Source organism: Rubritalea sp. (assembly GCF_051252225.1).
GTDB lineage: Bacteria > Verrucomicrobiota > Verrucomicrobiia > Verrucomicrobiales > Akkermansiaceae > Rubritalea.
Window position 1 is genome coordinate 1 of sequence record NZ_JBPOGE010000018.1, and the last position, 22,223, is coordinate 22,223.

Annotated in this window: 24 protein-coding genes; 11 read left to right on the forward strand and 13 right to left on the reverse strand. The window is 46.5% G+C overall.

Annotated features, from left to right (window positions below):
* Positions 1 to 510: 510 nt before the first annotated feature.
* From ACSHX2_RS13150 to ACSHX2_RS13175, 6 genes are all read right to left on the reverse strand, one after another.
* Complete coding sequence (locus tag ACSHX2_RS13150) at positions 511 to 1,086, reverse strand: hypothetical protein (protein ID WP_435693409.1); 576 nt, start codon at positions 1,084 to 1,086, stop codon at positions 511 to 513.
* Positions 1,087 to 1,213: 127 nt separating this feature from the next.
* The gene (locus ACSHX2_RS13155) at positions 1,214 to 1,708 is read right to left on the reverse strand and encodes an SMI1/KNR4 family protein (protein ID WP_435693410.1); all 495 of its coding nucleotides are present in this window, start codon (positions 1,706 to 1,708) and stop codon (positions 1,214 to 1,216) included.
* Positions 1,709 to 1,854: 146 nt separating this feature from the next.
* On the reverse strand, positions 1,855 to 2,238 hold the full coding sequence (locus tag ACSHX2_RS13160; RefSeq protein ID WP_435693411.1) for a hypothetical protein: 384 nt from the start codon (positions 2,236 to 2,238) through the stop codon (positions 1,855 to 1,857).
* Positions 2,239 to 2,411: 173 nt separating this feature from the next.
* A complete protein-coding gene (locus ACSHX2_RS13165; protein ID WP_435693412.1) occupies positions 2,412 to 2,786 on the reverse strand; it encodes a hypothetical protein in 375 nt (124 codons plus the stop codon).
* A gap of 143 nt (positions 2,787 to 2,929) precedes the next feature.
* Entirely contained in the window at positions 2,930 to 3,370 is a 441-nt protein-coding gene (locus tag ACSHX2_RS13170) for a DUF6717 family protein (RefSeq protein WP_435693413.1), read from the reverse strand.
* A gap of 122 nt (positions 3,371 to 3,492) precedes the next feature.
* Positions 3,493 to 3,996: a topology modulation protein gene (locus ACSHX2_RS13175; protein ID WP_435693414.1), complete on the reverse strand. Its 504-nt coding sequence runs from the start codon at positions 3,994 to 3,996 to the stop codon at positions 3,493 to 3,495.
* A 905-nt stretch (positions 3,997 to 4,901) separates the two neighbouring features.
* Between ACSHX2_RS13175 and ACSHX2_RS13180 the strand changes: the two genes are divergently transcribed.
* Positions 4,902 to 5,882 (forward strand): integron integrase, encoded by a 981-nt coding sequence (locus ACSHX2_RS13180; protein WP_435693415.1) that lies wholly within the window; start codon positions 4,902 to 4,904, stop codon positions 5,880 to 5,882.
* 105 nt (positions 5,883 to 5,987) lie between these two features.
* Here ACSHX2_RS13180 and ACSHX2_RS13185 read toward each other — a convergent pair whose 3' ends face one another.
* Entirely contained in the window at positions 5,988 to 7,451 is a 1,464-nt protein-coding gene (locus tag ACSHX2_RS13185; RefSeq protein ID WP_435693416.1) for a PDZ domain-containing protein, read from the reverse strand.
* Positions 7,452 to 7,470: 19 nt separating this feature from the next.
* The gene (locus ACSHX2_RS13190; RefSeq protein WP_435693417.1) at positions 7,471 to 8,970 is read right to left on the reverse strand and encodes a trypsin-like peptidase domain-containing protein; all 1,500 of its coding nucleotides are present in this window, start codon (positions 8,968 to 8,970) and stop codon (positions 7,471 to 7,473) included.
* Between the two features lie 81 nt (positions 8,971 to 9,051).
* On the opposite strand from ACSHX2_RS13190, the gene ACSHX2_RS13195 reads away from it, so the two are divergent.
* From ACSHX2_RS13195 to mnhG, 10 genes are all read left to right on the forward strand, one after another.
* The gene (locus ACSHX2_RS13195; RefSeq protein WP_435693418.1) at positions 9,052 to 11,055 is read left to right on the forward strand and encodes a DUF455 family protein; all 2,004 of its coding nucleotides are present in this window, start codon (positions 9,052 to 9,054) and stop codon (positions 11,053 to 11,055) included.
* Positions 11,056 to 11,285: 230 nt separating this feature from the next.
* A complete protein-coding gene (locus ACSHX2_RS13200; RefSeq protein ID WP_435693419.1) occupies positions 11,286 to 12,002 on the forward strand; it encodes a PEP-CTERM sorting domain-containing protein in 717 nt (238 codons plus the stop codon).
* Positions 12,003 to 12,261: 259 nt separating this feature from the next.
* A complete protein-coding gene (locus ACSHX2_RS13205) occupies positions 12,262 to 12,627 on the forward strand; it encodes an STAS/SEC14 domain-containing protein (protein WP_435693420.1) in 366 nt (121 codons plus the stop codon).
* A gap of 139 nt (positions 12,628 to 12,766) precedes the next feature.
* A complete protein-coding gene (mbhE, locus tag ACSHX2_RS13210) occupies positions 12,767 to 15,004 on the forward strand; it encodes a hydrogen gas-evolving membrane-bound hydrogenase subunit E (RefSeq protein WP_435693421.1) in 2,238 nt (745 codons plus the stop codon).
* Between the two features lie 3 nt (positions 15,005 to 15,007).
* Positions 15,008 to 15,430, forward strand: a complete 423-nt coding sequence (locus ACSHX2_RS13215) for an MnhB domain-containing protein (protein ID WP_435693422.1) — start codon at positions 15,008 to 15,010, stop codon at positions 15,428 to 15,430.
* Between the two features lie 23 nt (positions 15,431 to 15,453).
* A complete protein-coding gene (locus tag ACSHX2_RS13220; protein WP_435693476.1) occupies positions 15,454 to 15,786 on the forward strand; it encodes an NADH-quinone oxidoreductase subunit K in 333 nt (110 codons plus the stop codon).
* Positions 15,783 to 17,282, forward strand: coding sequence for a Na+/H+ antiporter subunit D (locus ACSHX2_RS13225; protein ID WP_435693423.1), 1,500 nt, complete (start codon positions 15,783 to 15,785; stop codon positions 17,280 to 17,282). The genes ACSHX2_RS13220 and ACSHX2_RS13225 overlap by 4 nt, the downstream gene beginning before the upstream one ends.
* Complete coding sequence (locus ACSHX2_RS13230; RefSeq protein ID WP_435693424.1) at positions 17,272 to 17,592, forward strand: Na+/H+ antiporter subunit E; 321 nt, start codon at positions 17,272 to 17,274, stop codon at positions 17,590 to 17,592. The genes ACSHX2_RS13225 and ACSHX2_RS13230 overlap by 11 nt, the downstream gene beginning before the upstream one ends.
* On the forward strand, positions 17,582 to 17,866 hold the full coding sequence (locus ACSHX2_RS13235) for a monovalent cation/H+ antiporter complex subunit F (RefSeq protein ID WP_435693425.1): 285 nt from the start codon (positions 17,582 to 17,584) through the stop codon (positions 17,864 to 17,866). The genes ACSHX2_RS13230 and ACSHX2_RS13235 overlap by 11 nt, the downstream gene beginning before the upstream one ends.
* Before the next feature lies 1 nt (position 17,867).
* Complete coding sequence (gene mnhG, locus ACSHX2_RS13240) at positions 17,868 to 18,185, forward strand: monovalent cation/H(+) antiporter subunit G (protein WP_435693426.1); 318 nt, start codon at positions 17,868 to 17,870, stop codon at positions 18,183 to 18,185.
* A gap of 35 nt (positions 18,186 to 18,220) precedes the next feature.
* On the opposite strand, the gene gatA is transcribed toward mnhG, so the two are convergent.
* The 5 genes from gatA to ACSHX2_RS13265 all read right to left on the reverse strand — a co-directional run bounded on the left by gatA (position 18,221) and on the right by ACSHX2_RS13265 (position 22,218).
* Complete coding sequence (gatA, locus tag ACSHX2_RS13245) at positions 18,221 to 19,642, reverse strand: Asp-tRNA(Asn)/Glu-tRNA(Gln) amidotransferase subunit GatA (protein ID WP_435693427.1); 1,422 nt, start codon at positions 19,640 to 19,642, stop codon at positions 18,221 to 18,223.
* Between the two features lie 50 nt (positions 19,643 to 19,692).
* Positions 19,693 to 19,980: an Asp-tRNA(Asn)/Glu-tRNA(Gln) amidotransferase subunit GatC gene (gatC, locus tag ACSHX2_RS13250; protein WP_435693428.1), complete on the reverse strand. Its 288-nt coding sequence runs from the start codon at positions 19,978 to 19,980 to the stop codon at positions 19,693 to 19,695.
* A 62-nt stretch (positions 19,981 to 20,042) separates the two neighbouring features.
* The gene (locus ACSHX2_RS13255; protein ID WP_435693429.1) at positions 20,043 to 20,315 is read right to left on the reverse strand and encodes a hypothetical protein; all 273 of its coding nucleotides are present in this window, start codon (positions 20,313 to 20,315) and stop codon (positions 20,043 to 20,045) included.
* 23 nt (positions 20,316 to 20,338) lie between these two features.
* Positions 20,339 to 21,478, reverse strand: coding sequence for a prenyltransferase/squalene oxidase repeat-containing protein (locus ACSHX2_RS13260; protein WP_435693430.1), 1,140 nt, complete (start codon positions 21,476 to 21,478; stop codon positions 20,339 to 20,341).
* A complete protein-coding gene (locus ACSHX2_RS13265; RefSeq protein ID WP_435693431.1) occupies positions 21,475 to 22,218 on the reverse strand; it encodes a YdjY domain-containing protein in 744 nt (247 codons plus the stop codon). Before ACSHX2_RS13265 ends, ACSHX2_RS13260 begins: the two co-directional genes overlap by 4 nt.
* Positions 22,219 to 22,223 lie beyond the last annotated feature (5 nt).

Here is a 22,223-nt window from a genome sequence, read left to right on the forward strand (position 1 = left end):
CGCGGTCTGAGGTTGGGTGCAGCGTCTTGTTCTGCAAGTCGATCTAGTGAAGGAACAGGATGAATATGAGTGAAAACGTCGTGTTGAAAAGCAGAGAATAGAGAGCAGTGGATTTGCCACGGAGAATTGAGCACACAAGCTGAGAATCTGGAATGTGAAGGATCGAAACTGAAAACGGTGATTACAGTGAATGGAAATGCCAAAGTGGATCTTTGGAAAATATCAGGAATGAATAATTCTCCGTGAATCAACTGTCTTTAGAAACCGGAACTTAGCTAACTGGCGTGATTGAATGTCCGAATGGAGCTTTTCTATGCTGAGATCAAAGTTGAACAAGCTGAGGAGTGCGTATTTGGGAAATGTTCAAATTTAGCAGAACGTAAAGCACACCAACCGAGTACTGGGCCAGAAAGCTTTGGATTAAAATTTAAGGTTTGGATGTAGTAAAAGGTGAGTCGCGCTCAACCGCGGTACGAGGTTGGGTGCAGCGTCTTGTTCGGCAGAGGCAGTTTATATGTGATGGCCTGAAGAGTTAAGCTGACCGTAGTCTTCACCTAAACAGAAAGCTATGAGAGGCGGAGCAATATCCTGAATGACCGTGTCTGGGCTAATCTTAGCTATAGGATATCTTTTACTTGGGTTGTGTTCATATGGAAGATAAACGACTCCAATGACCTGTGTATCTTGTGCTAAGAAGTGAGAAACGTTGTTGTCAGTGTGGAAATCCATGTGATTGCAGACTCTGGAGTTCTGATATCTGTGGACTTGTGACTTAGGGATGATCTCTACAGGAGGATTTGCATGTTTGTTTTTGTACGTGCCACTCAAGGTTTTAAATGTGCTCTTGAAGTGAAAGTCATGCTTAAAGACTAGATTGGAGTTTATGTGGTAGAGACGCTTAGAACGAATAAAGAACCACTTGCGCTCGATCTTTATATAGTTCTCTGGAGCATCGCCCCATGTGTGAGGAGTAGCAATGATAGGTTTGAGTTCTTCTACTGTGTTGAAATCAAAAGTAGTGTCTTTCCAAGTCCTAGTGACGTGAACTGTGATGTAAGTATCGAGAATGTCCTGAGAACTGTGCATATTTAGCCGAACGTAAAGCACACCAACCGAGTACTCGGCCAGAAAGCTTAGGATTAAGATTTAAGTTGGAATGTAGTGAAAGGTGAGTCGCGCTCAAACGCGGTACGAGGTTGGGTGCAGCGTCTTGTTATGCAAGAGCAGTTTTCATCGTTAGGAATGAGCTGAGCCAACCATCAAAAGTTGAATATTCTTCTTCGACTTCGCAATAATCATGATCAAAGACAAACACCTTTGAATCGTCAGATCGTCTCGAGCTAACAACACGTCCAAAGCAAAACAAGTTACCCATAGAGTCTGAAGCGATGGGAACTATTGTGTTCTCCATGCCAGCGTCCCAATATGAATTCGATGTATCTTCTATCTCGTCGATTTTGAGGAAATTCTGTATATCAAAGCTAGCACCTGGAGGAGCTTCCTCACTCTCTCCTCCAGTTACAAGGTCTAGAATTGATGGAGTGTAAATGGCTCCAAAGTTAGTAATAAACTCCACATAAGACTTAGGGAAAGTGATCCCAAGAGAAGCCTCAATAGCTTCAAGTTCTCCTACTGTCGGTAGTGAACACGTGGTGTCAGATGAATCAAACGTAGTGACAAAGGATTTATGTAAGACTGAGCGTTTCATTTTAGCATAACGTAAAGCACACCAACCGAGTACTCGGCCAGAAAGCTTAGGATTAAGATTTAAGTGTGAATGTAGAGAAAGGTGAGTCGCGCTCAAACGCGGTACGAGGTTGGGTGCAGCGTCTTGTTATGCAAGTCGATTTAGAGTTACCAAACACTGTTGAAATAAAGATAGTCGTCTCCTTTCCTACTGGCAATGAGTAGAATCCAACTATTTTGTTTTGAATCTGAATTCTTAGGCTCGACTGGGGTGAAGAACCAACCTTTGTGAGTCACGGTAGTTCCTAAACGGTAATCTTTGAGAAGCTTGTTAGGAATAAGAGAAACGAATTTATCGTGGACTGAAGCAGTCTTGATTTCAGAGCTAACCTTCTTTTTGTAGCCGTTGAATAATTGATTCGGCCACTCTGAGATATTTTCAATAGGCCCCGTCTCGAAACGCTGCAAATGCATTTCCAATAGGCCTGAATTGTCCTCTGCTAAAACCAGAGTAGAAAGAGTAAGGTGCAAATATAGGGAAAGTGCCTTCATTTTAGCATAACGTAAAGCACACCAATCACTGAACTTTCAGCGCGCTTCGTTTTGGGTTAATGTTTGAAGATTGGAAATGGCTCGCTTCTCGACGGTGAAGGGATTGGGTGCAGCGTCTTGTTATGCAAAGGCAGTTTGTTTCATGTCGAAGTGTGGTATCTGGAAAGATCTCGCTAAAGTGCTATCCAGCGACAAGTTTTGTTACCTAGTTGGCAAATTTCTTTAATACGTGCGAGTGAAGACAACCATTCATTAAGTGTGATGTTAGGGTCAAATCCGTGAGGGGAGAGACGTTCTTTAATGTCTTCTATGACCTGTTCTTTGTTGGAGTTAAGGAAACTGATGATTTCTGAGCAGGATGAAATACACCATGTAGAATCGCCTTCTTTCCAAGTGTTCTTACAATGTGGAAGTTTCCAAATCCAATCACCTGTGGTTTCGGTAAACTCGTAATTCATGAGGATAGAAATACCACTAACGCTTTGAGGAAGAAGTTCGTGTTCAAATCTGATAGGAGGAAAGTCTGTAGTGTCGAGGTCTTGACTCATGTTTTTAGCATAACGTAAAGCACACCAACCGAGTACTAGGCCAGAAAGCTTTGGATTAAGATTTAAGTGTGAATGTAGTGAAAGGTGAGTCGCGCTCAACCGCGGTACGAGGTTGGGTGCAGCGTCTTGTTAGCTAAAGCAGTTTATGGGATTGGGTCAGATTTGAGATATATCTTCTCTGGAGCTTCATCAAAATATTTGAACATTGCTGGACATAGCCAACCTCGATGTGAAGTATTTACAATCGTATACCAGCAGCCTCCATTTTCCTCTTTTTCACGTGTAGCGGTCATCTGATGACCAGGAAATGCAATAGCTGAAAATGTTAAACGAAAACCCTTTTCTGCATTAGGTGTGTTTGAGACGAGTTCGTCTATTATTGCCGGAACACCTGTTACAAATGGTTCTCTCTCGATGTTCTTAGACTCATCATCAAAAAGCCAAACGCCTTTTATATTATATGGGAAAATTACGTGTATCGAATTCTCGTTCTTTGTTGATCCTGTATTCGAATTTGATTTGCTATCGCTACAATGAGCTAAAAACAAACAGGCTAAAGATAGTGCTATGTATAGGGTTTTCATATTTAAGCTAACGTAAAGCACACCAATCACCGAACTCTCAGCGTGCTTTGGTTTTTGGTTAATGTTTGAATTGTGAAAATGGTTCGCGTCTCGACGGTGAGGGGATTGGGTGCAGCGTCTTGTTAGCTAAGTTGATTTATGTGAGATCGAAGTTCGCGTGGATGTTTGAATGTGTGGACAGTCAAATTAGGATTCTCACGAATAAGAGACAAGGTACTTTCTCGGAATGATTTCTTGAACCTTAATAGATAGGTGATGAATTCAAAATCTAGACGCTCTGGACAACCTTCTGCGATATCTTCTCTAACTTGACCGTAGCTTGTGATGATTCTCTTTAAGGCTCGAAACAAACAAATGTGAGTAGGGTAGTCTAAGTGATAAACAACTTCTGTATGTGCTAACCTCTCGGCGAGAGTGGAGTAGTAATGTCCATCAATAATCCAAGTCGGTGTTTCGTAGATGCTTTTCATTCGCAGCCTGAATTCATCCTGATCTGAAGGAGTCCAGCCTTCATTCCAAAACTCCTTGTCGATATGGATTACAGGTAGATGGAATATATCCGAAAGTTGCCGAGATAGGGTAGATTTACCAGCTCCAGGGCAACCGAGTATGGAGATTCGTTGCACTTGTATATTTAAGCTAACGTAAAGCACACCAACCGAGTACTCGGCCAGAAAGCTTTGGATTAAGATTTAAGTGTGAATGTAGAGGAAGGTGAGTCGCGCTCAACCGCGGTACGAGGTTGGGTGCAGCGTCTTGTTAGCGAAAGCGATGCTTTAGATGTGCTGGTTGCGTGAACCTAATCTGGATGAGACGAATCTAGGAAACGTAGGTGAATGTGAAAAGGGGAATCTGGATCATCTGGAGAGGTTATTAGAGAAAACCGTGGAATTCAGAAAGCGACATACTGAGACGAATGATGTGAAAACATAAAATTCAGAAAACGGGGATCAGCGATTCGGAACTACCTGAAGTGATGGAATGTGAAACGAATGCTAAAACCTAACCACCTAAATTTACGCTAACTAGTAGTTATATATACGGCGGAAATTCCTTCAATAGTCCTATATTTGACCTGAGGGCAGATAATCAGGGAGAAATTCACGGTGGGAAAATAACAAATTTCGATGGAGGAGGTATGAAGTGTTAGACATGATAACCAATAGTTGTTTCTAAAAGAGAAAATCGACCATTGATGTGTAAAATAGTAGTTGATTAAGGTGAAGGAAAAAATGCGTGAAATTCACGATACTTGGTACTTGTTGACTAAGTGGGTTACTTCAATTTCGTGACATCTCTTTTATTAAGGAAGTTAACATAGTTATCAAAGCTAGTGGGGTGATTGGGGGCGGTGGCGGCATGCCAGCCTAGTACTGGTATGGTATGTATGAGTTTCAGGGGGGTATGTAGAGGTGGGGTAAGCGTGCTGTAGAACGTGGGGAGAGGGGGTAATGATGGGGAGAGGGTGGTGTAAAAGCTTTGGGCTAAATTCACTATGGAAAATAACGTAAACTATTGATTCACTGGGAGTATGGCTAAAAAAGGTGAGTTGGAGGAGTTGATCCGTATGAAGGCAAAGCGATTGGGGCTCTCATATCAGACAGAGAAGGTCTATGTGTCATGGTATAAGCGCTATGTGCAATTTCACGGCTTAGTGCACCCTAGTGAACTGAGAGAAGAAGCAGTAGAAGCATTTTTGAATCATTTGGCGGTGAATCGTGAGGTGTCAGCAGGGACTCAGAATCAGGCGTTGAGTGCTTTGATTTTTTTGTATCGGAAGGTGCTCGAAATTGAGCTTGGAACATTTAATGCTAAGCGAGCTAAGACGAAGCGTAGGCTTCCGGTGGTGTTATCGAGTGAGGAGGTGGAGATGGTGCTGAGGGAGCTAACTCCTGGGCTTCCGAGGTTAGTGGTGTCGTTGCTGTATGGGTGTGGGTTGCGCGTGAATGAGGTGTTGTCTCTTCGGGTGAAGGATGTGGACATTTCGAATGGTTTGATCTGGGTGCGAGATGGCAAGGGCGGGAAGGATAGGTCGCTCAGTTTACCGCGTTCGTTGAGCTCGCAGCTGGAAAGGGTGTTAGAGCAGTGTGCTTTACTGCATGCCGAGGATTTAGAGCATTTTGGAGACCATTTAGTATCAGTGCCGGTGGCATTGAACCGCAAGTCAGGTGGAGGTATAGCGAAGAGTCTAACGTGGTATTGGGTATTTCCGGCAGCGGGTCGTGCTGTCGATCCGCGCGACGGTAGAGAGAAAAGGTATCATCTGATGCCTGGTGCTGTGAGTAAATGGATACGGCAAGCGGTGGCAGCTTCTGGCATCCACAAACGTGTGACCGCACATACGTTCAGGCATAGCTATGCCACTCATTTATTGCAGACTGGTGTGGACTTGAGGACGATCCAGGAGGCGCTAGGTCACAGTAATATTACAACAACAGAAATATACACACATGTGGTGTCAGCGATTCAGGGGAAGGCACCTAGTCCGCTGGATAGAATGGGTGAACTCTAACAGGTTGTTAGCCGCGCCATTGCTGTGTCACAGTCTGCGTTATTACAGAGTGGATGTGAGTGCTGTTTCAGTGGCTGAGCCGCGAGCGGCTATTTCCTATTTCAACTACTCCGAATCTCTTGAGAGCGATGGGAGACCGCGTTGGAGGAGTTGGCTGTCGACTTCATCGGATGCCTTGGCGTCGAGGTAGATGGTTTCTGGCTTCTCGTCGATTTTGAGTACGTGGATCCCATTTTCTGGAACCTCTTCGAACGCGGCGATGAGTGAGGGGATATCTTCGATTTTTTTGCCATTCACCTCTTCAACAATGACACTGCGGAGTGATTCGTAACCGAGGGTAGCGGGAGTTGGAATCGCAGCACTGATAAATACTAAACGCTTACGGCCTTCTTCATAGTCTTCAGGGTGGTTGAGGGCATCTAACAAGTTGAGAGGGGCTCGAGTCACCCAATCATCGCCAAAGGCTTCGAGGTAAGACTTGGTGAGCTCTTGGAAGACAAGTCCACCTTTGACTAGGTAGCGAGGTGCCTTGTCATACGTATGTGAAGGAATGATACCCTCTGGTGAACGTGCGAGTGCGGCTTCAATTTCGAGTTCTTCACCGTCGCGTAGAATGCCAAGTTTGATCGTAGAGCCGACTGCTTGAGATCCGCGGATGAGGTTGCTCCAGTAGAGTTGACCGTAGCCATTTGCTTGGTAGTTGCCTCGGCGATCGAGCGGTTTGTCGTCGATTGAAATGAGGACGTCACCTTGTTTGAGCCCCGCAGCTTCTGCAGCGGAGTTTCTTAAGATCCTAGTGATATAGAGGCCTCCCTTGTCAGTGGGGAGCTTGAGCCAATCGCGGAAGTGGACATCAGTGGTGCGTGTGGTGGCAATACCGAGTGTAGGGAAGCCAGCGTAGTTACCATCTGCAGCATCTTTGAGGAATGCTGTAATGATTTCAGGAGAAATGATGTCGGTGAGCTGATCTTTTGCTGAATAGCTAGTGAGGATACCAATAAGTTTCCCGTCTTTAGCGACAGGGAGTGTGAAGCTGTTCGCAGCACTTTGCATCGAGGCTTTGACCACGTAGGTGAGGAAAAAATGTCCAGGGACAAAGCTTGATGTGACTTCAGCTCCTTGAACTTTACCCTCAGTGATGAGCGGCATGCCATTGTCCTGTACTTGGATAATGTCTACGGAGTCACCTAAGTGAGCGGGGCCAGAAAGCTCAAGCCCTGGCATTTCCGCAAGTGTGGCTACCCCCAACTCAGTGGAGGGCTCGACGAGGGCTAGATTAGCCTCATAATCGACAGCTACCACATGTGCAGGAATTAGGCTTTCACCATTGGTTGTTTCTAGCTGGATGAAGTTTGCGTCAGCCACCATTTCAGCGGTAGTGAGGACTTGCTTGTTAGCAAGAACTGCAGCTAGAGCCTTCCGTTTAGATGTCGCATTTTTATCCCATGGTTGAGATGGGTTATAGCTCTGGATGGTAGACGCTACGCGAATGACAGAATCAGAGAGATCGGCACCAAGAAGGCTTAGAGAGGTGGATGCAGCTACGGCGATAGTAAGAAATAATTTCATGGTATGTAAGGTACGTAGCTTAGTTTTCGAGGTTGTAGGATTTGTGAACACCATAGCTGGTACTGATCCGACCATTGGCCGCTGATAGTCCTTCGCTTGGTAAAATGAGTGGGCGGTCAGAGCCGTCTAACATAATCTCAAAAAATTCTGGCATTTCAGTAGGGTTGAGCAGGTCATGTGCTTGCTTCATATCTGTGATATCTACTCCGTTGATGGATTTGATAGCGTTGCCGACAAACTCTGAGAGTCCGGAGTTGATGGGGTCATCTAACACTCGAGTGAGGACTAGTATGTCTTTACGTTCTTTGTAGAGGCCTTCTGATACGAAGTCGTTGAAGAGGCGGCGTACGCGTGGGTTGTTGAGTTTATGCGCTGAATAGAGGTTGATGTTGAGAGGCTGGAGAACCAGTCCACCTTGAATGGTATAGCGCGGTTTCTTTCCGTATTGGATCGCCACCATCTGTGCTGGAGGGAAACCCTTAAGCTCAACTTCTTCAGACATTTCTTTGCCGTCTCTAACAAAATCTAACTTCACCGTTTCACCTGCGAATTTTCGTTCGACAATTTCATTCATATCGACGCGTTCGCCAGCAATGACAACGCTACCAGAGGAGTCTACGGCATGACCATCTATCGCTGTAAGGATGTCACCAGTTTGCAGAGCTGGGCTTGATGAGCTGCCTGCAACCACATCTGCAACGAGCACGCCTGGGGCGTTTGGTTCGAGATTATGCACCTCGCGCATGGCAGGGTTGAAAATGGCGAAAGAGGAAATCCCGAGGTCTACGTATTTGTCGTACTTTCCGTCTTCAATATCTTTAAGGAAGCGTTTGATGACCGGAGTGGGGATCATATAGCCAGTATTGTCTGCTTGGCGCAGTCCTTGGAAAGCGACACCGACGACTTTGCCCTTTTGGAGTACTGGTCCACCAGAGTTGCCAGGGTTGATGGCTGCATCAATCTGTACCACGAGGTGAGAATCGGCACGCGAATGTGAGTATGGAGCGAAGTCGATACGAGAGACAACTCCGCGAGTGACCGAGATACGCTCACCACCGATCGGGTAACCAATCACGCGGACTTCTGATTCGAGTTGGGGAATGCTACCAATACTGAGGTGCGGAAGGTTCTCGAAGGAGGAAAAGTCTTCTACTTCGATGAGTGCGAGATCACAGTCATGGGCAATATGTACGACGCGAGCGGGAAATTTACGAGATGAGCCGTGCATGGTGATGAGCACTCGGCGAGCATTGGACACAACATGCGCGTTGGTGAGAAATTGGTTTTTCCCAATGAGAAAGCCGGTGCCTGTACCACCCGAGAAACGGCCAGCATTCCATGGGGTTTTATAGTCGGGAACTTGGGAGGCTACTTCGATGCGAACAACGGATTTGTAGATATCTGAAAGACCTGGGGCGACGACCATTTGGTCATTTGGCTGCTCAGGTGGTTGGACTGCATCTTGTGCGCAGAGTGATGTACAAAGAGAGATGAGAGCGAGACTTGAAAGGATCTTCATGGGTTGTGGTTTAAACTACTGTGATTTCTAATTTTTGAAAGTGAGATTTGTAAATTTGGAGTAAGGGGGCTAAGGCGTGGCATGGAATTACGCGATTTCGCAGAGCAGGTGCTCTATGGTAAAAGCTTGGAGGAGAAGCTTTTGCTTAAGCCTAAGCTTATCACCGATGATGCTCCCGCTGCGGCGTTTACCATGCCTGATGGCCCAGGACGGCCCATTGAACTGAAAATTTCTGAGCGCGGCGTAAAGGCCGACTTTCCGGGGACGAACCGTTTGGATGATGACCGCGAGCGCGGGAAGATGCTGCATTTCCTTGCTAACCACGAACTATTAGCGACGGAGTTGATGGCTCTTGTCTTATTAAAATTTCCTAATGCGCCTAAGGAGTTTCGACTCGGCGTGTATGAGACTCTGAAGGAAGAGCAAGCGCACACGCTGATGTACATGCGCAGGATGAAAGAGTGTGGAGTGGAGTTCGGTGAACTCCCCGTGAATGATTATTTCTGGCGAGCGGTGGCGCCGATGGAGCAGCCAATGGATTTCGTGAGTCGTTTGAGTTTGGTTTTTGAACAGGCTAATCTCGATTACTCAGTACATTACGCAAAACTGTTTCGTGAGGTGGGAGATGGTGGTACTGCTGCTGTGTTAGAGAAAATTTATGAAGATGAGATTGAGCATGTGGGTCATGGCCTGAAATGGTTCAGGAAGTGGAAAGACCAATCGAAGTCAGACTGGGAAGCATTTCAGACTCAGCTACATTTCCCTCTTGCTCCGGTACGGGCGAAGGGGGTGGCTCCGTATAATGCTGAGGGCAGAAAGCTGGCGGGTATTGATAATGACTGGATTGAATTTCTTGAAGTTGAAGAGCAGTCGCGTGGACGAACACCTGTGCTGCATTGGTTTAATCCCAATGCTGAGGGGGAAGAGCTTGCTCGCATCAACAAACAGTCATTTTCTCCGAAGCGTAATGTTAGCCTGTTAGAGGAAGACTTAGACATGGTGCCGCTAGCGTGGGCGCGAAGAGACGATGTGTTGATTTTGCGTAAGGAGCCTAGTCGAGAACACCTTCGAAATATTCGAGCCTGGGGGTTTCCTATGCCTGAATGCGTAGCGGTCACTAATACGAAAGATTTGAAGGAACGCAGGATCGGCGGGATGCGTCCATGGGCGTGGCAGCAAAAGGCGTCAGATGTGCTCGAGCCCTATTCCTCAAACATGAATGCAAATGTTTCTCAAAAATGGCGTGCGCATTCTGAGTCTAAGTGGATGTCTAAGCGAATGGGGTTCGAACTAGAGCAGCAGCTAGGTGAGCCTGTCGGGGAATGGTGCACCACTCTAGATGAAGTGGAGGACTATCTGCAGAGAGCCAGCGGTGACGTTTTATTGAAAGCTGCTTACTCGAATGCAGGTAGAGGGCATTGCCGATTGCTTGATGGGAAATGGACTAAGAGTGCTCAAGGCTGGCTCAGAAGAGTTTTGAAGGAACATGGCGCGGTGCTGGCCGAGCCTTGGTTAGACCGTGTGCTTGATTTTTCAGCGCAATACGAAGTGGCTGCCAGTGGTGAGATTAAACTCGTAGGAATGACACGCGTATTGAATGACGAGCTCGGGCGCTTTAGGGGATCGCTAGTGCTTCCAAAGTGGGCGCAAGGTTTGGATGAAGGTCTCAGTACATTCCTGTTCAGAGATAGTAGAGCACATACGTTTTATAAGTATGAAATGCCAGGGATTCTGAAGGAGCTTCTGGCGGGCAGTAACTATGTGGGGGCGCTCGGAGTGGACTCAATGGTCCATAAAGACACTAATGGTACGTATGTTTTTCGTCCTGTAGTGGAGGTCAATGTCCGCCATACGATGGGGAGAGTCGCTGTGGAGTTACTTAAAAAAACGGCTCCAGGTTTAGGCGGGCAGTATGAGATTCTGCGTAAATCTCAATTAGAGGTCTTGCCTGAGTTTGGTCCTATAGAAGAGGGCGGGATACAAACAGGTTTAACTGCGGGAACTTACGTGCTCAATGATCCAGCGCAAGCGGAAGAGTTTCTTGCGATCTACCGAGTGGCGAAGCCTAGTAGTCTGCTAGTTTAAGTGCATCGTTATGCTCTTCATTTATTCCTAAAGTGATGACTCAATAGAAGTCTTATTCAAGATTCTATATGGATCATTTCTACATGGGGAGTATTGAAGCTATAGGGAAGGGTGTTAATGTGTTTTACCTCCTAAAAAAAAATGACTTATGAGGAATGGAAGTAGTTGACTTTGTCCGCTTTTGACATACTTGAGTGCATAGTTCGCTAAGTAAAAATAGCGCCAAAAAAATGAAAACTAAAAACTACTCTCCCCTCGTCGCGTCCTTATTATTGACGCTGAACGTGAGCGGGAATGCTTCCATCACAATCGACGATTTTTCGACTGCTGTGACTGGTTCTAATGTTATCGATATCTATTCAACTCCAACACCAGCCACACCCACGACCATTTCAACTGTTGGGACTGGACTCACTGGCGTAATCGGAGGTCAGCGTAATATTACGCTTACTCGTATCACAGCAACAGGATCTGGCAGAAGACAGGTGACGACAACCGTAGAAAATACAGGGAATTCTTACTTTGAGTATTCATCCACTTCAGGTGCTTCAGGATCAACTACTTTAAGCTACGGCCAAGGAACTGACGCCTCATTAGCTGGTTTTAATTTATCTAGTGCGTATGCATTCGATATCAATTTTGTGGATTATGATTTACCTGGAGGTAATCTCTTAACTGTGGCTATTAGCGTTACAAGTGGCGGTTCTTCTACATCTGTGAGTAAAAGCTTAACGACAAATGGGGGACTATTAAGTTACAATTTCTCCGAATTCAGTGGTGCTGATTTTTCCGATGTAGATCAGATTGATCTAGTTATAACTGCACCTAGTGGAGCTGACTACTCGATAGATTCTTTCACTGCTGTAACAGCAGCGGTGCCAGAGCCGAGTTCAGCTATACTTCTGGGCTTAGGTCTTAGTTTTGGTTTGGTCAGAAGGCGTCGATAAGAGCCTGCACATTCTAGTCCTAAATAAATCTTTTTAGCATGGCGCACCATTCAGGTGCGCCATTCTTTTTTTACAGAAGTATAGATCGAGATGGTTTGATTGAATCTTTGCTGGTGAGGATGTTTTTTTGACTATCTGGCTGGCTTCGAGCTTTTTCGTCGTCGTATTTTGATCCAAATTTGGGAGCATTTACGTATTCAGTGGGTATGATGATCTGAAATTGATCGACCTCGACTACTTGATTGATTTAGAGTGAAATATGGTTAAAAAATTATCAACGAGCGAAGGCCGGTATCTCGGTTATGAGATTTCTGGAACCATCGGTTCAGATCAAGAAAGGCTCTGGATAGCAGACTTGGAGGCGGCCCTTGAGCTGCATAAAAAGGTTTGTGTGCTTTTAGTGCTAGATGTAGGGGCTAAGTGGGGAGTGCATGCAGGAGTTTCTGACATTAAGTGGGTGTTATCCCATATGTCTAAGTTAGAAAAAATTGCTGTAGTGACTGATGAGAAGGTTTGGAAATGGTTAATCAGTGTAGATAGCCAATTTGCAAAGTTAGTGGGAATACAGGAACGACACTTTCCTGTAGAGCAAATTGAGCCAGCTTGGGCATGGCTGAAAGGCTAGGAATGAGTCTACTAACAAAAATCAAGAATATCGTTCTGGCTAGTTTGACAGACACGGCACTTAAGCGTATGGATGGGGCGCACGCATGAATTTACCCATTTCACTATGCCTTCTTTTGATAGGAGCTCTCATACCATTGATGAGTCGGGAAAAGAGTCCTTTTCTGGTAAAAGCGGCAATTGTATTTCCGGCTCTATTTAGTTTTTGTTCCATAGCGATAGCATCGTGGTGGGTATTAACATCTGGTAGCGGGCTTTATTGGTCCGTCCCTTGGGTACCTGAATTTGGGATCGACCTAGCTCTGCAGCTTAATGGCATAGGTATGCTGATGGCGCTGTTAGTGACTGGCATAGGGACATGTATCATCGCGTACGCTTTAGGATACATGGGAGGGAAGTCAGGTACTATGCGCTTGTGTGCATTACTCTACCTTTTCATGTTCGCTATGACAGGAGTGGTGCTTTCTGACCACTTGTTGATTTTATTTATTTTTTGGGAGCTCACGAGTATTAGTTCCTATCTCCTGATTGGTTTTAATCACGAAGATACTTCAGCTCGAAGGAATGCTCTGCAAGCACTGGTTGTTACCGGGCTTGGTGGGCTAGCTCTACTCGCGGGTGTCATCATGTTACAGAGCATGACGGGGACTTGGTTGCTTTCAGAGATGCTGAGCAGAGATTTTGATCTGTCCTCGCACCCTTTATATATTGGCTGTGTGATCACTGTGTTGTTAGGCGCATTTACTAAGTCTGCACAGTTTCCGTTCCATTTCTGGTTACCAAATGCGATGTCAGCGCCGACGCCTGTGAGTGCCTACCTTCACTCCGCTACAATGGTGAAGGCTGGTATTTTCTTGATGCTGGTGATGCAGCCGATGCTTGGGGGTACGGCGCTTTGGTCGAATACCTTGATGATCGCTGGTGGTCTAACAATGGTGTTGGCTCTTATTTTCGGTCTACGCCAAGTTGATCTTAAGAAAATTCTCGCGGCAACGACACTCGCTGTTCTTGGCATTTTAACTCTCTTGATAGGTATTGATAAGCCCGCTGCTATCTTCGCGGCAGTAATTTTCCTATTGGGCCACGCTCTCTATAAAGCGACTTTATTTATGACTGCTGGTGCAGTGGATCATTCTACTGGGACTCGGGATATACGGATCCTAGGTTGTTTGAAAAGGTCAATGCCGGTCACTGCATTGACTGCTGGATTTGCCGCTCTTTCGATGATGGGATTACCCTTATTCTTGGGGTTTCTCGGTAAGGAATATGCTTACAAGGCTAGTCTCTATGCTCCCTGGATAGTGACGGGAGTTTTGGTGATAGGTAATGCTCTGATGATGGTGCTTGCCGCACGGGCTGGAGTGATTCCATTTTTCCGCAAGCGTGTGGATGCTACCCCAAAAACTCCTCACGAAATGGGACTGTGGATGACCGCTGGTCCCGCCATATTAGCTACGCTCGGCACGCTTTTCGGCTGTGTGCCAGGATTATTCGAGCCGGTTCTTCAGTCGTGCTATAAGCAACTTTCTCTGAATGGGCCTGGGATAGAAGTCCACTTATGGCACGGGATTAATTTACCGCTTATTCTGAGTTTGATCACCTTTGCGATTGGTTTCTCATTGGTTGCATTTTTGAGACCAACAGATAAGGGGGTGATGGTGAATGAGACGACTTCGGCAGATAGCGTTTATGACCATGTGTTTAAGAAGGTTCTTCATCTTGCCTACCTCTGTACGAAGACTCTCCAGACTGGGCGATTACGCTCTTATGTAATCATTATTTTAGTGAGTAGCTGTGCTCTAATTCTGTACAAGCTGGTCTTGTTTGGCGGTTGGCCATCTATGGAAAGCATCGGGACTGTGCACCCATTTATGGTGTTGCTTTTACTGGCTATGACAATGGCGACTGTCTTTGCTGTCTTTTCTCAACACAGGCTGACTGCAGTAATTTCACTAGGAGTGGTTGGTTACGGTATCGCGATGATTTATGCGAAGTATAGCGCACCAGATTTGGCTATTACACAGGTTCTAGTAGAGACTCTGACGGTGGTGTTGTTCGCCTGGGTTGTTCGTCATCTGCCGAAATACCGCAAGCTTTCAACCAAATTCCAGCGCTTCATGGATTCCGGCCTAGCGGTCATTACGGGAGGGGTGATGACTGTGCTGATGCTGAAGTCTCAAAATCTTGTAATGGGAGAGCGTATTTCTGACACTCTCACACAGATGAGTTATCCTCTGGGCCATGGAGCTAATGTGGTGAATGTCATTTTGGTTGATTTCCGAGCTCTCGATACTTTTGGAGAGATTTGTGTGTTAGCTGTTGCCGCGCTCGGAGTCTGGGCTCTGGTGGATAGAGTGAAAAAGAAGGAGGAGAAATAAGTAATGGATTCAATCATTCTTAAAACCGCGACGCGTTACATCTATCCAGTGCTAATAGTGCTGTCACTTATCGTACTCTACCGAGGACACAATCTTCCTGGTGGTGGATTTATTGGTGGTTTGATTGCTGCGTCAGCTGTGATGTTGCGAGCTCTCTCAGTGGGGTGGGACGGAATAAAAGGCAGTAGGTGGCTCGATCCATTTAAACTGATCAAAGTCGGGCTGCTAGTCGCATGTGCTAGCGCATTTGTGGGACTGTTTGTAAAACACACATTCATGGAGGCAGTCTGGGCTCCTACTTGGTATTTACCTGTGCTGGGGAAACTCAAGCTAGGGACACCGATTCTTTTTGATATTGGCGTGTACATGACAGTGCTCGGCTTCGCTGTGCTTTGTGCGAAATCACTTGATTCAAATAACAACTAACGATGTCACTTTTAATAACCATAATGGCGGGGATCCTGTTTACGGCAGGAGTATACTGTCTGTTGAGGCGTAACATGACCAAGATCATCATTGGTATTATTCTGTTGAGCCAAGCGGCCAACCTTTTGGTATTTACCATGGGAGGAGTGATCGCTCATGAGCCAGTCTTTGCTGATTCTAAGACTGGCGAAGTAGCAGCTGGACATGCTGACCCTATTCCTCAAGCGCTTGTCCTGACTGCTATCGTTATCGGCTTTGGGCTCATGGTTTTTACAATCACGCTGCTTATGCGTGCGCACAAAGTATTGAAAAGCGACGACGTGAATGAATTTAACCATACAGATGCCCTACCATGATTTGGTTAGTTCTATCCTTAATCCTGCCATTTCTAACGGCGGTTACCTGCCTGCGTAGGGATTATACAAAAAGCTTTGCTCCTCAGATTAGCATAGTGGGTGCAGTCGCCCAGCTGGGCTCTGCGGTGATGCTCACTCGTCATGTATTAGAACATGGGATGATTGTGATACAAGTGGGCGCGTGGGAAGCTCCGTTTGGTATCTCTCTCGTTTGTGATCTTTTCAGTGCCATGATGGTGGCTATCACTGGTGTGATAGCAGTTGCTATAGCCGTCTATTCACTAGGAGATATAGATGAGTTTCATACGCGGAAGCATTACTACAGCTTGATACATATGCTGCTGATGGGTGTGAATGGTTCTTTCTTAACAGGTGATCTATTCAACCTGTATGTATGGTTTGAGGTGATGCTTCTCTCCTCATTTGTACTGATTACTCTTTCTGGGACAAAGGATCAGCTGGAAGGTGGTGTGAAGTATCTACTTATTAATGTCCTGTCTTCCTTCATCTTCCTCTGTGGCGTCGGCTTGATTTATGGCAAATTAGGGACACTGAATATGGCTGATATAGCGTATCGTCTCGATACGCATGAAGATGCGCTTCTGGTGAATAGTAGTGCGATGCTGCTGCTTGTGGCATTCGGTATTAAGGCAGCGCTCTTTCCCTTTTTCTTCTGGCTTCCGGCATCGTATCACACGCCGAGAGTTTCTATATCTGCGCTGTTTGCTGGCTTGCTGACGAAAGTGGGTGTGTACGCCATGATTCGTTCCTACACTCTCTTGTTTCACAGCCAGTTCGACATTGTTCAAGACGTGTTATTGTTTTTAGCAGGCATGACTATGCTTACTGGGGTGTTTGGAGCTGCATCGCATTTCGATATTAAGAAAATCTTATCATTCCACATCGTGAGTCAGATTGGCTACATCGTGATGGGATTAGCGATTGGCACGCCATTGGCGATTGCTGGGGCTATTTTCTATACGATTCACCATATTCTGGTGAAAACTAATCTATTCCTGATTGCTGGTTTGATAGAAAAACGCTCAGGGACAACTGATTTGAAAGCGTTAGGTGGGCTGTACAAAGCGATGCCCGGCTTGGCCTTACTCTTTTTCCTGCCGGCATTCTCACTGGGTGGGATTCCACCACTCTCAGGTTTTTGGGCTAAATTGGGCGTGATTAGAGCTGGCATCGACACTGGGCATTATTGGCTCGTTGGTTGTGCTTTATTTGTTGGTATTTTGACTCTGTATTCCATGACGAAAATTTGGGCAGAGGCATTTTGGAAAAAGGAGCCAGCGCATACGGATGCTACGCATAAGCATATTCCATGGGTAATGATTTGGCCATGTATAGCGATGGCTGCAATGACTGTCTGGATCAGCCTGTTCCCTCAACAATTATTAGAGTGGTCGACTATCGCGAGCGAGCAGTTGACGAATCCCGAAGCCTACATTGAGAACGTCATGAAACTGAAGGAGGGAAATGATCAGTAAAATCATAAAGATAATAGCCTTTGGTTTATTTTATCTCAAAGAGGTAGTGGTGAGTAATGTGCGCGTGGCGATCGATATTATGACGCCACAGCATTTGATGAAACCGGCTATTCTGACTATCGATGTAGAGCATCTCACACCGCGCCAGTTACTGGTAGTGACGAACTTGATAACGATGACTCCTGGGACGCTCAGTTTAGATGTAAGTGATGGGATGCTATTTATTCATAGCATGTACTCTGAGGATCCCAAGAAAGAGGCTCAAGAGTTGGTGGAAAACTATATAAATAAAGTCTGCGATGTTTTTTGAAATTACAATAATACCAGCCTGGGTGTTAGAGGTTTGTCAGTGGATGCTGGCAGCAGCGGTGGTTCTCTCAACTATCCGAGTGATCAAAGGCCCTAGCTTTCTTGATAGAGTGGTAGCGCTCGACTTACTGGCTGCTCTGACGATGGCCCAGTGTGTTTTACTTTGTCTGATAGGAGGCTTCGTGCCTTATCTTGAAATTGCGATGGCCATAGCGCTGATCAGCTTTATAGCCACCGTGGCTCTAGTCCGTTATCTCGAACACAATGATGTCTAATATGATGACTTATATCATTAGCTTTTTTCTTCTCACTGGGTCGTTGTTTGCATTGCTCGCAGCGGTTGGAGTGGTGAGAATGCCTGACCTTTACACTAGGATGCATGCAGCGACCAAGGCCGGTGCTTTCGGTTGCGCGCTTATTTTGATAGCCGTGATGTTGAGCATTCCTACTCCGCGTGTGATTATTGAGAGTTTAGCGATTCTCTTCTTCTTTTACCTCACAGCCCCGATTGCCGCGCATTTGGTCGGGAGGATCAGCTATCGTAGGCATTTCCCAATCTGGACTGCCAAAAACAAAAAAAGCGAAGGTGAATAGACCTTCGCTTTTTAAAATGGATTAACTTCTATCCTTTAGAATCCCTCTACAGCCTTGGCTATTTTGAGAATAGTAGATTCTCCGAGGTCAGGTCCTAGGATCTGAAGCCCGACAGGAAGCTTGGTTCCTGAGTCAGAATCAACGGTGCCAGCAGGTACTGAAATCCCAGGGATGCCTGCTAGATTTGCAGCGATAGTGCAAATGTCTGCGAGGTATTCCTGAAGTGGATCATCTGCATTCTCTCCATGCTTAGGAGCCGCAGTTGGTGCTACTGGAGAGAGGATAGCATCGACGGATTCGAATGCGTCAGTGAAGTCCTTACGGATGAGAGTACGTACTTTCTGCGCCTTGGTGTAAAAGGCATCGTAGTAACCTGATGATAGAACATAGGTACCGAGAATGATACGGCGTTTCACTTCTGCACCAAATCCTTGCGCACGTGATTTACGGTAGAGGTCGATGAGGTTCTCAGGGTTTTCTGCTCGGTTACCGTAGCGGATTCCGTCGAAGCGAGAAAGGTTAGAAGAAGCCTCAGCAGGAGCAATGATGTAGTAAGTGGCTACTGCGTATTCCGTGTGGGGAAGTGAAATAGGTACGAGCTCAGCGCCAGCTGCTTCTAGTTTGGCAGCAGTTTCATCGAAGACCGCTTTCACTGATGGATCAATGGAGTCACTGAAGTATTCTTTCGGTACACCGAGCTTCATCCCGGATACACCAGAGTCAAGGTCAGCAGTGAAGTCTGTGTTGTCATCCTCGAGCGAAGTCGAGTCAGCAGCATCATAGCCAGTGATGGCGTTCAGAAGTAGGGCTGCATCATCGACAGTTTTTGTCATTGGCCCGATCTGGTCGAGTGAGGATGCGAATGCTACTAGGCCGTAGCGTGAAACACGACCGTAGGAAGGCTTGAGGCCAACAATACCACAGTGGGATGCTGGTTGGCGGATAGATCCACCAGTATCAGATCCGAGAGCTGCGATAGCAGTGTCAGCTGCGACTACTGCGGCAGAACCACCGGAGGAACCACCAGGAACACGGCTGAGGTCTGCTGGGTTGTTAGTCGGCTTGATAGCTGAGTTACCAGAGGTAGAACCCATGGCAAATTCATCGAGGTTGGTGCGTCCGAGTGGGATCGCTCCAGCTTCACGAAGTTTACTGATGACTGTGGCATCGTAAGGAGAGATGAATGCACCTTCAAGGAACTTGGACGCGCAGGTCAATGGTTGGCCTTTGACATTGATATTGTCCTTAATGGCAATCGGGATGCCGCCGAGCGGCAGGCTGAGATCGGCATTTTTTGCCTCTTCACGAGCTGCGTCAAAGTCGAAAGAGAGATAACCTCCAATGGCTTCGTCTTTTTCGAGAATGGCTGACTCGAGTGAGTCGATAATGTCAAAGGGTGTGATTTCACCCGCTGTGAGCTTGGCGCGGAGTGAGGTGATAGATTCTGTGGAAAGCATGTTATTTAAGTGGCTAGTAGCTGGTAACAAGAGGCTAGTAGTCAGTGAAGTTATTCGATGACCTTAGGAACGCGTAGTTGGTCGTTAGCTGTGTCTGGTGCATTATTAAGGAAAGCTTCGCGCTCAAGACCAGGCTTGGCGACGTCTTCACGAATGCGGTCAAAAACTGGGGATGCATGCGCAGTAGGCTCGATGCCTTCTACGTCGAGCTCAGAAAGTTTATCTATGTAGCCAAGAATTTCGTCGAGCTGTTTACCGAAGGTTTCAGCTTCCTCTGCTGTGAGCTCGACACGTGCTAGATTAGCCACGTAGTTGACGTCGATATGTTCAGTTGCCATGGCGGGAAGATGAGCAAGCGGTGGGGAATGTTCAATACTTTATCAACGCGAACTTTGTGGTTTTAGTACCGTCCGTGCTTTGGTTTGAGAGATGGGCGAACTCTACGCTGTTCGGCTAGTTCAGCGCGGGCTCCCGTTTCTTTGATTTTCCTAAGCAAAGTTGACTGGTTTTTTCCTTCTGGGATTCGTAGAATAACTTCCTCACCAGCCGTGACACTATTCGTGACGCGTTTAGATTTGAAAATAGGGTAGGAAAAATCTTTCTGGAGAATCTTCATGTGAGCAATCGCTCTAAACCCATCCAAACATCCGGAGATTTTAATCGAATAGTGCATGTCTATACTTTGGCAAAAGTTGGTTAGTGCGGGATTGAGTAATAAATTTGCTCTAATGTGAGAACTGCGTAGGCGGTCACTAGTTCCGCTTCATTTTCCCACCAACGTGAATTTTCATTAATCCAAGAACCGTCGGCTTTCTGGGTGCTGAGTAACTGGCCCGCGAGCTCTTTGCGCCAATCGTGTTTTTGACCATCTTCGGTGACTATGATGTCAATGCCTGAAGCGGTGAGCGCTTTAGCCATTACTTGGTAATAGTAATAGAGCCCTTGTTGGCCTAGCCCTGGATTTTCAGCGAGGGTGTAGTTGGTGTCGAGCCATTGCTTCACAGCTTTCACCCGAGGATCGTTCTCATTAAGATCAGCATAAATGAGTGATAGCAGGCCAGCGTAGGACATTGAGCCGTAGCCGCGGAGAGTCTCGCGACCTTCTTTGTCGACTTCAGTACCAGCTTTCGAATTACCAGGGAAGTAGACGAAGGAGCCATCGTTCCCACTTTTCGGCTGGTCATTGGTGCTTTCAAGATTTTGGCAGCGAGAAATGAAGTCGATGGCTGCGTCCCAGTTGAGGCTTGGTTGGCGGGTTCCAGAATCTTTTGCAATTGGTTCCGTAAGTTTGAGAGCTTCAATTGCCAGATAGGTATTAGACATATCCGAATGTGGGTAGCTGCCACCGTATCCTATTCCGCCATCATTGGGGTTGTCTGACTCTCCTTTCAAATCCCAATCTTGTTGGAGGTTGATGAGAAATTTACGCGCTTTAAGAATGGGATCTTTATGAGCGGGGTCACCAGATGCAGCGAGAGCCATAAGCCCGCATGAGGTATTGTAGGTGGCAAGCCCTTTGACGTAGATGCCACCATCATTGTGTTGAGTGCCAACGAGCCATTCGTAGCCTTTTTTGAGGTGAGCAGCTTCTGAGTTAGCGGTGTTAGGTGAGCGTCTGGCGGCGGTTAAGGCGAGAGCTGTGTAGGCTGGGATTTCTTCATTTTTCCAAAAGCCCAGTTCGTTCTGAGTGGATGTTAGAAAAGCATTCCCCTTGGTGATGGAGTGTTCCATCTCGAGTTTAAGCGAGAGATAGGGGGCTTTAGCGTTTTCAGCCGCGTGTGTTGAAATGTTTAAGGCGATTGCGGAGCAGGTAGCGAAAAGTGTGACTAATTTCATGGTTGTTGTGCTGGTTTGTTAGTCTGAGTGAGAGTAATGGTGACTGCAGTGCCTATTGGCGGTAAGAGCTTTTTGTTAGGGAGCCAGATGGTGTCGTCTTCACGCCCTTCGCCAGAGTAATTGATGAGGGAAGTGCGGTCGGTGTAGATCGCGATGATGTCACCAGTGATTGCTGCTTGGAGTTGGCCTTTGTTGAGCAAGGAGCCTGAATATATCCATGGAGATTGTGGCATGTGAGAGCCAGTGGATTCCACATCGATGAGTTGGTAGGGGTGGTAGCTGTGTAGCTTTCCCTCACTACTCCAATGAACTAAAATACTCAGCCGAGATAGACTCCTTTGTTGCTCGCTGTTAGCTTTAAAGTAGTGACCTGTTGGTTCGTAGTTTTCGTCTAAGACTTGAATGAGCTCCTTGGATTCTTGATAGCCAAGAAGTTTCATCGCTATGTTTAACTGAAGCGGATCGATCTGGGTTTTGAAAACAGACTCGTGGACTTTGCCTTTTTCTGTAACGAGAAGGTACTCTACTAAGACTTCATTTTGTTCGACAGTCGCGGGGAAGGTGATGGTACGCTTTTCACTATCGATTTCGACCTCACCGAGTTGGTAGAACGTCTCGCTGATTTTCTTGACCTCAGGCAACGGCGTAGGCTCAGCGAGGACGCAGCTATGAATGAGTAGTAAGAAAAACAATAGGGTGCGCATCACTGCTAATAATGTGCGGGCTGCGTAGTAGCGCAAGTTGA

Bases quoted from the DNA above. Each gene is read 5' to 3' on its own strand.
- ACSHX2_RS13185 (WP_435693416.1), bottom strand. From the start codon at position 7,451: ATGAAATTATTTCTTACTATCGCCGTAGCTGCATCCACCTCTCTAAGC.
- ACSHX2_RS13255 (WP_435693429.1), bottom strand. From the start codon at position 20,315: ATGCACTATTCGATTAAAATCTCCGGATGTTTGGATGGGTTTAGAGCG.
- ACSHX2_RS13205 (WP_435693420.1), top strand. From the start codon at position 12,262: ATGGTTAAAAAATTATCAACGAGCGAAGGCCGGTATCTCGGTTATGAG.
- ACSHX2_RS13215 (WP_435693422.1), top strand. From the start codon at position 15,008: ATGGATTCAATCATTCTTAAAACCGCGACGCGTTACATCTATCCAGTG.
- ACSHX2_RS13165 (WP_435693412.1), bottom strand. From the start codon at position 2,786: ATGAGTCAAGACCTCGACACTACAGACTTTCCTCCTATCAGATTTGAA.
- ACSHX2_RS13230 (WP_435693424.1), top strand. From the start codon at position 17,272: ATGATCAGTAAAATCATAAAGATAATAGCCTTTGGTTTATTTTATCTC.
- ACSHX2_RS13235 (WP_435693425.1), top strand. From the start codon at position 17,582: ATGTTTTTTGAAATTACAATAATACCAGCCTGGGTGTTAGAGGTTTGT.
- ACSHX2_RS13180 (WP_435693415.1), top strand. From the start codon at position 4,902: ATGGCTAAAAAAGGTGAGTTGGAGGAGTTGATCCGTATGAAGGCAAAG.
- ACSHX2_RS13260 (WP_435693430.1), bottom strand. From the start codon at position 21,478: ATGAAATTAGTCACACTTTTCGCTACCTGCTCCGCAATCGCCTTAAAC.
- ACSHX2_RS13150 (WP_435693409.1), bottom strand. From the start codon at position 1,086: ATGCACAGTTCTCAGGACATTCTCGATACTTACATCACAGTTCACGTC.
- ACSHX2_RS13220 (WP_435693476.1), top strand. From the start codon at position 15,454: ATGGCGGGGATCCTGTTTACGGCAGGAGTATACTGTCTGTTGAGGCGT.
- mbhE (WP_435693421.1), top strand. From the start codon at position 12,767: ATGAGTCGGGAAAAGAGTCCTTTTCTGGTAAAAGCGGCAATTGTATTT.
- mnhG (WP_435693426.1), top strand. From the start codon at position 17,868: ATGATGACTTATATCATTAGCTTTTTTCTTCTCACTGGGTCGTTGTTT.
- ACSHX2_RS13160 (WP_435693411.1), bottom strand. From the start codon at position 2,238: ATGAAGGCACTTTCCCTATATTTGCACCTTACTCTTTCTACTCTGGTT.
- ACSHX2_RS13190 (WP_435693417.1), bottom strand. From the start codon at position 8,970: ATGAAGATCCTTTCAAGTCTCGCTCTCATCTCTCTTTGTACATCACTC.
- ACSHX2_RS13155 (WP_435693410.1), bottom strand. From the start codon at position 1,708: ATGAAACGCTCAGTCTTACATAAATCCTTTGTCACTACGTTTGATTCA.
- ACSHX2_RS13195 (WP_435693418.1), top strand. From the start codon at position 9,052: ATGGAATTACGCGATTTCGCAGAGCAGGTGCTCTATGGTAAAAGCTTG.
- ACSHX2_RS13200 (WP_435693419.1), top strand. From the start codon at position 11,286: ATGAAAACTAAAAACTACTCTCCCCTCGTCGCGTCCTTATTATTGACG.
- gatA (WP_435693427.1), bottom strand. From the start codon at position 19,642: ATGCTTTCCACAGAATCTATCACCTCACTCCGCGCCAAGCTCACAGCG.
- ACSHX2_RS13225 (WP_435693423.1), top strand. From the start codon at position 15,783: ATGATTTGGTTAGTTCTATCCTTAATCCTGCCATTTCTAACGGCGGTT.
- gatC (WP_435693428.1), bottom strand. From the start codon at position 19,980: ATGGCAACTGAACATATCGACGTCAACTACGTGGCTAATCTAGCACGT.
- ACSHX2_RS13170 (WP_435693413.1), bottom strand. From the start codon at position 3,370: ATGAAAACCCTATACATAGCACTATCTTTAGCCTGTTTGTTTTTAGCT.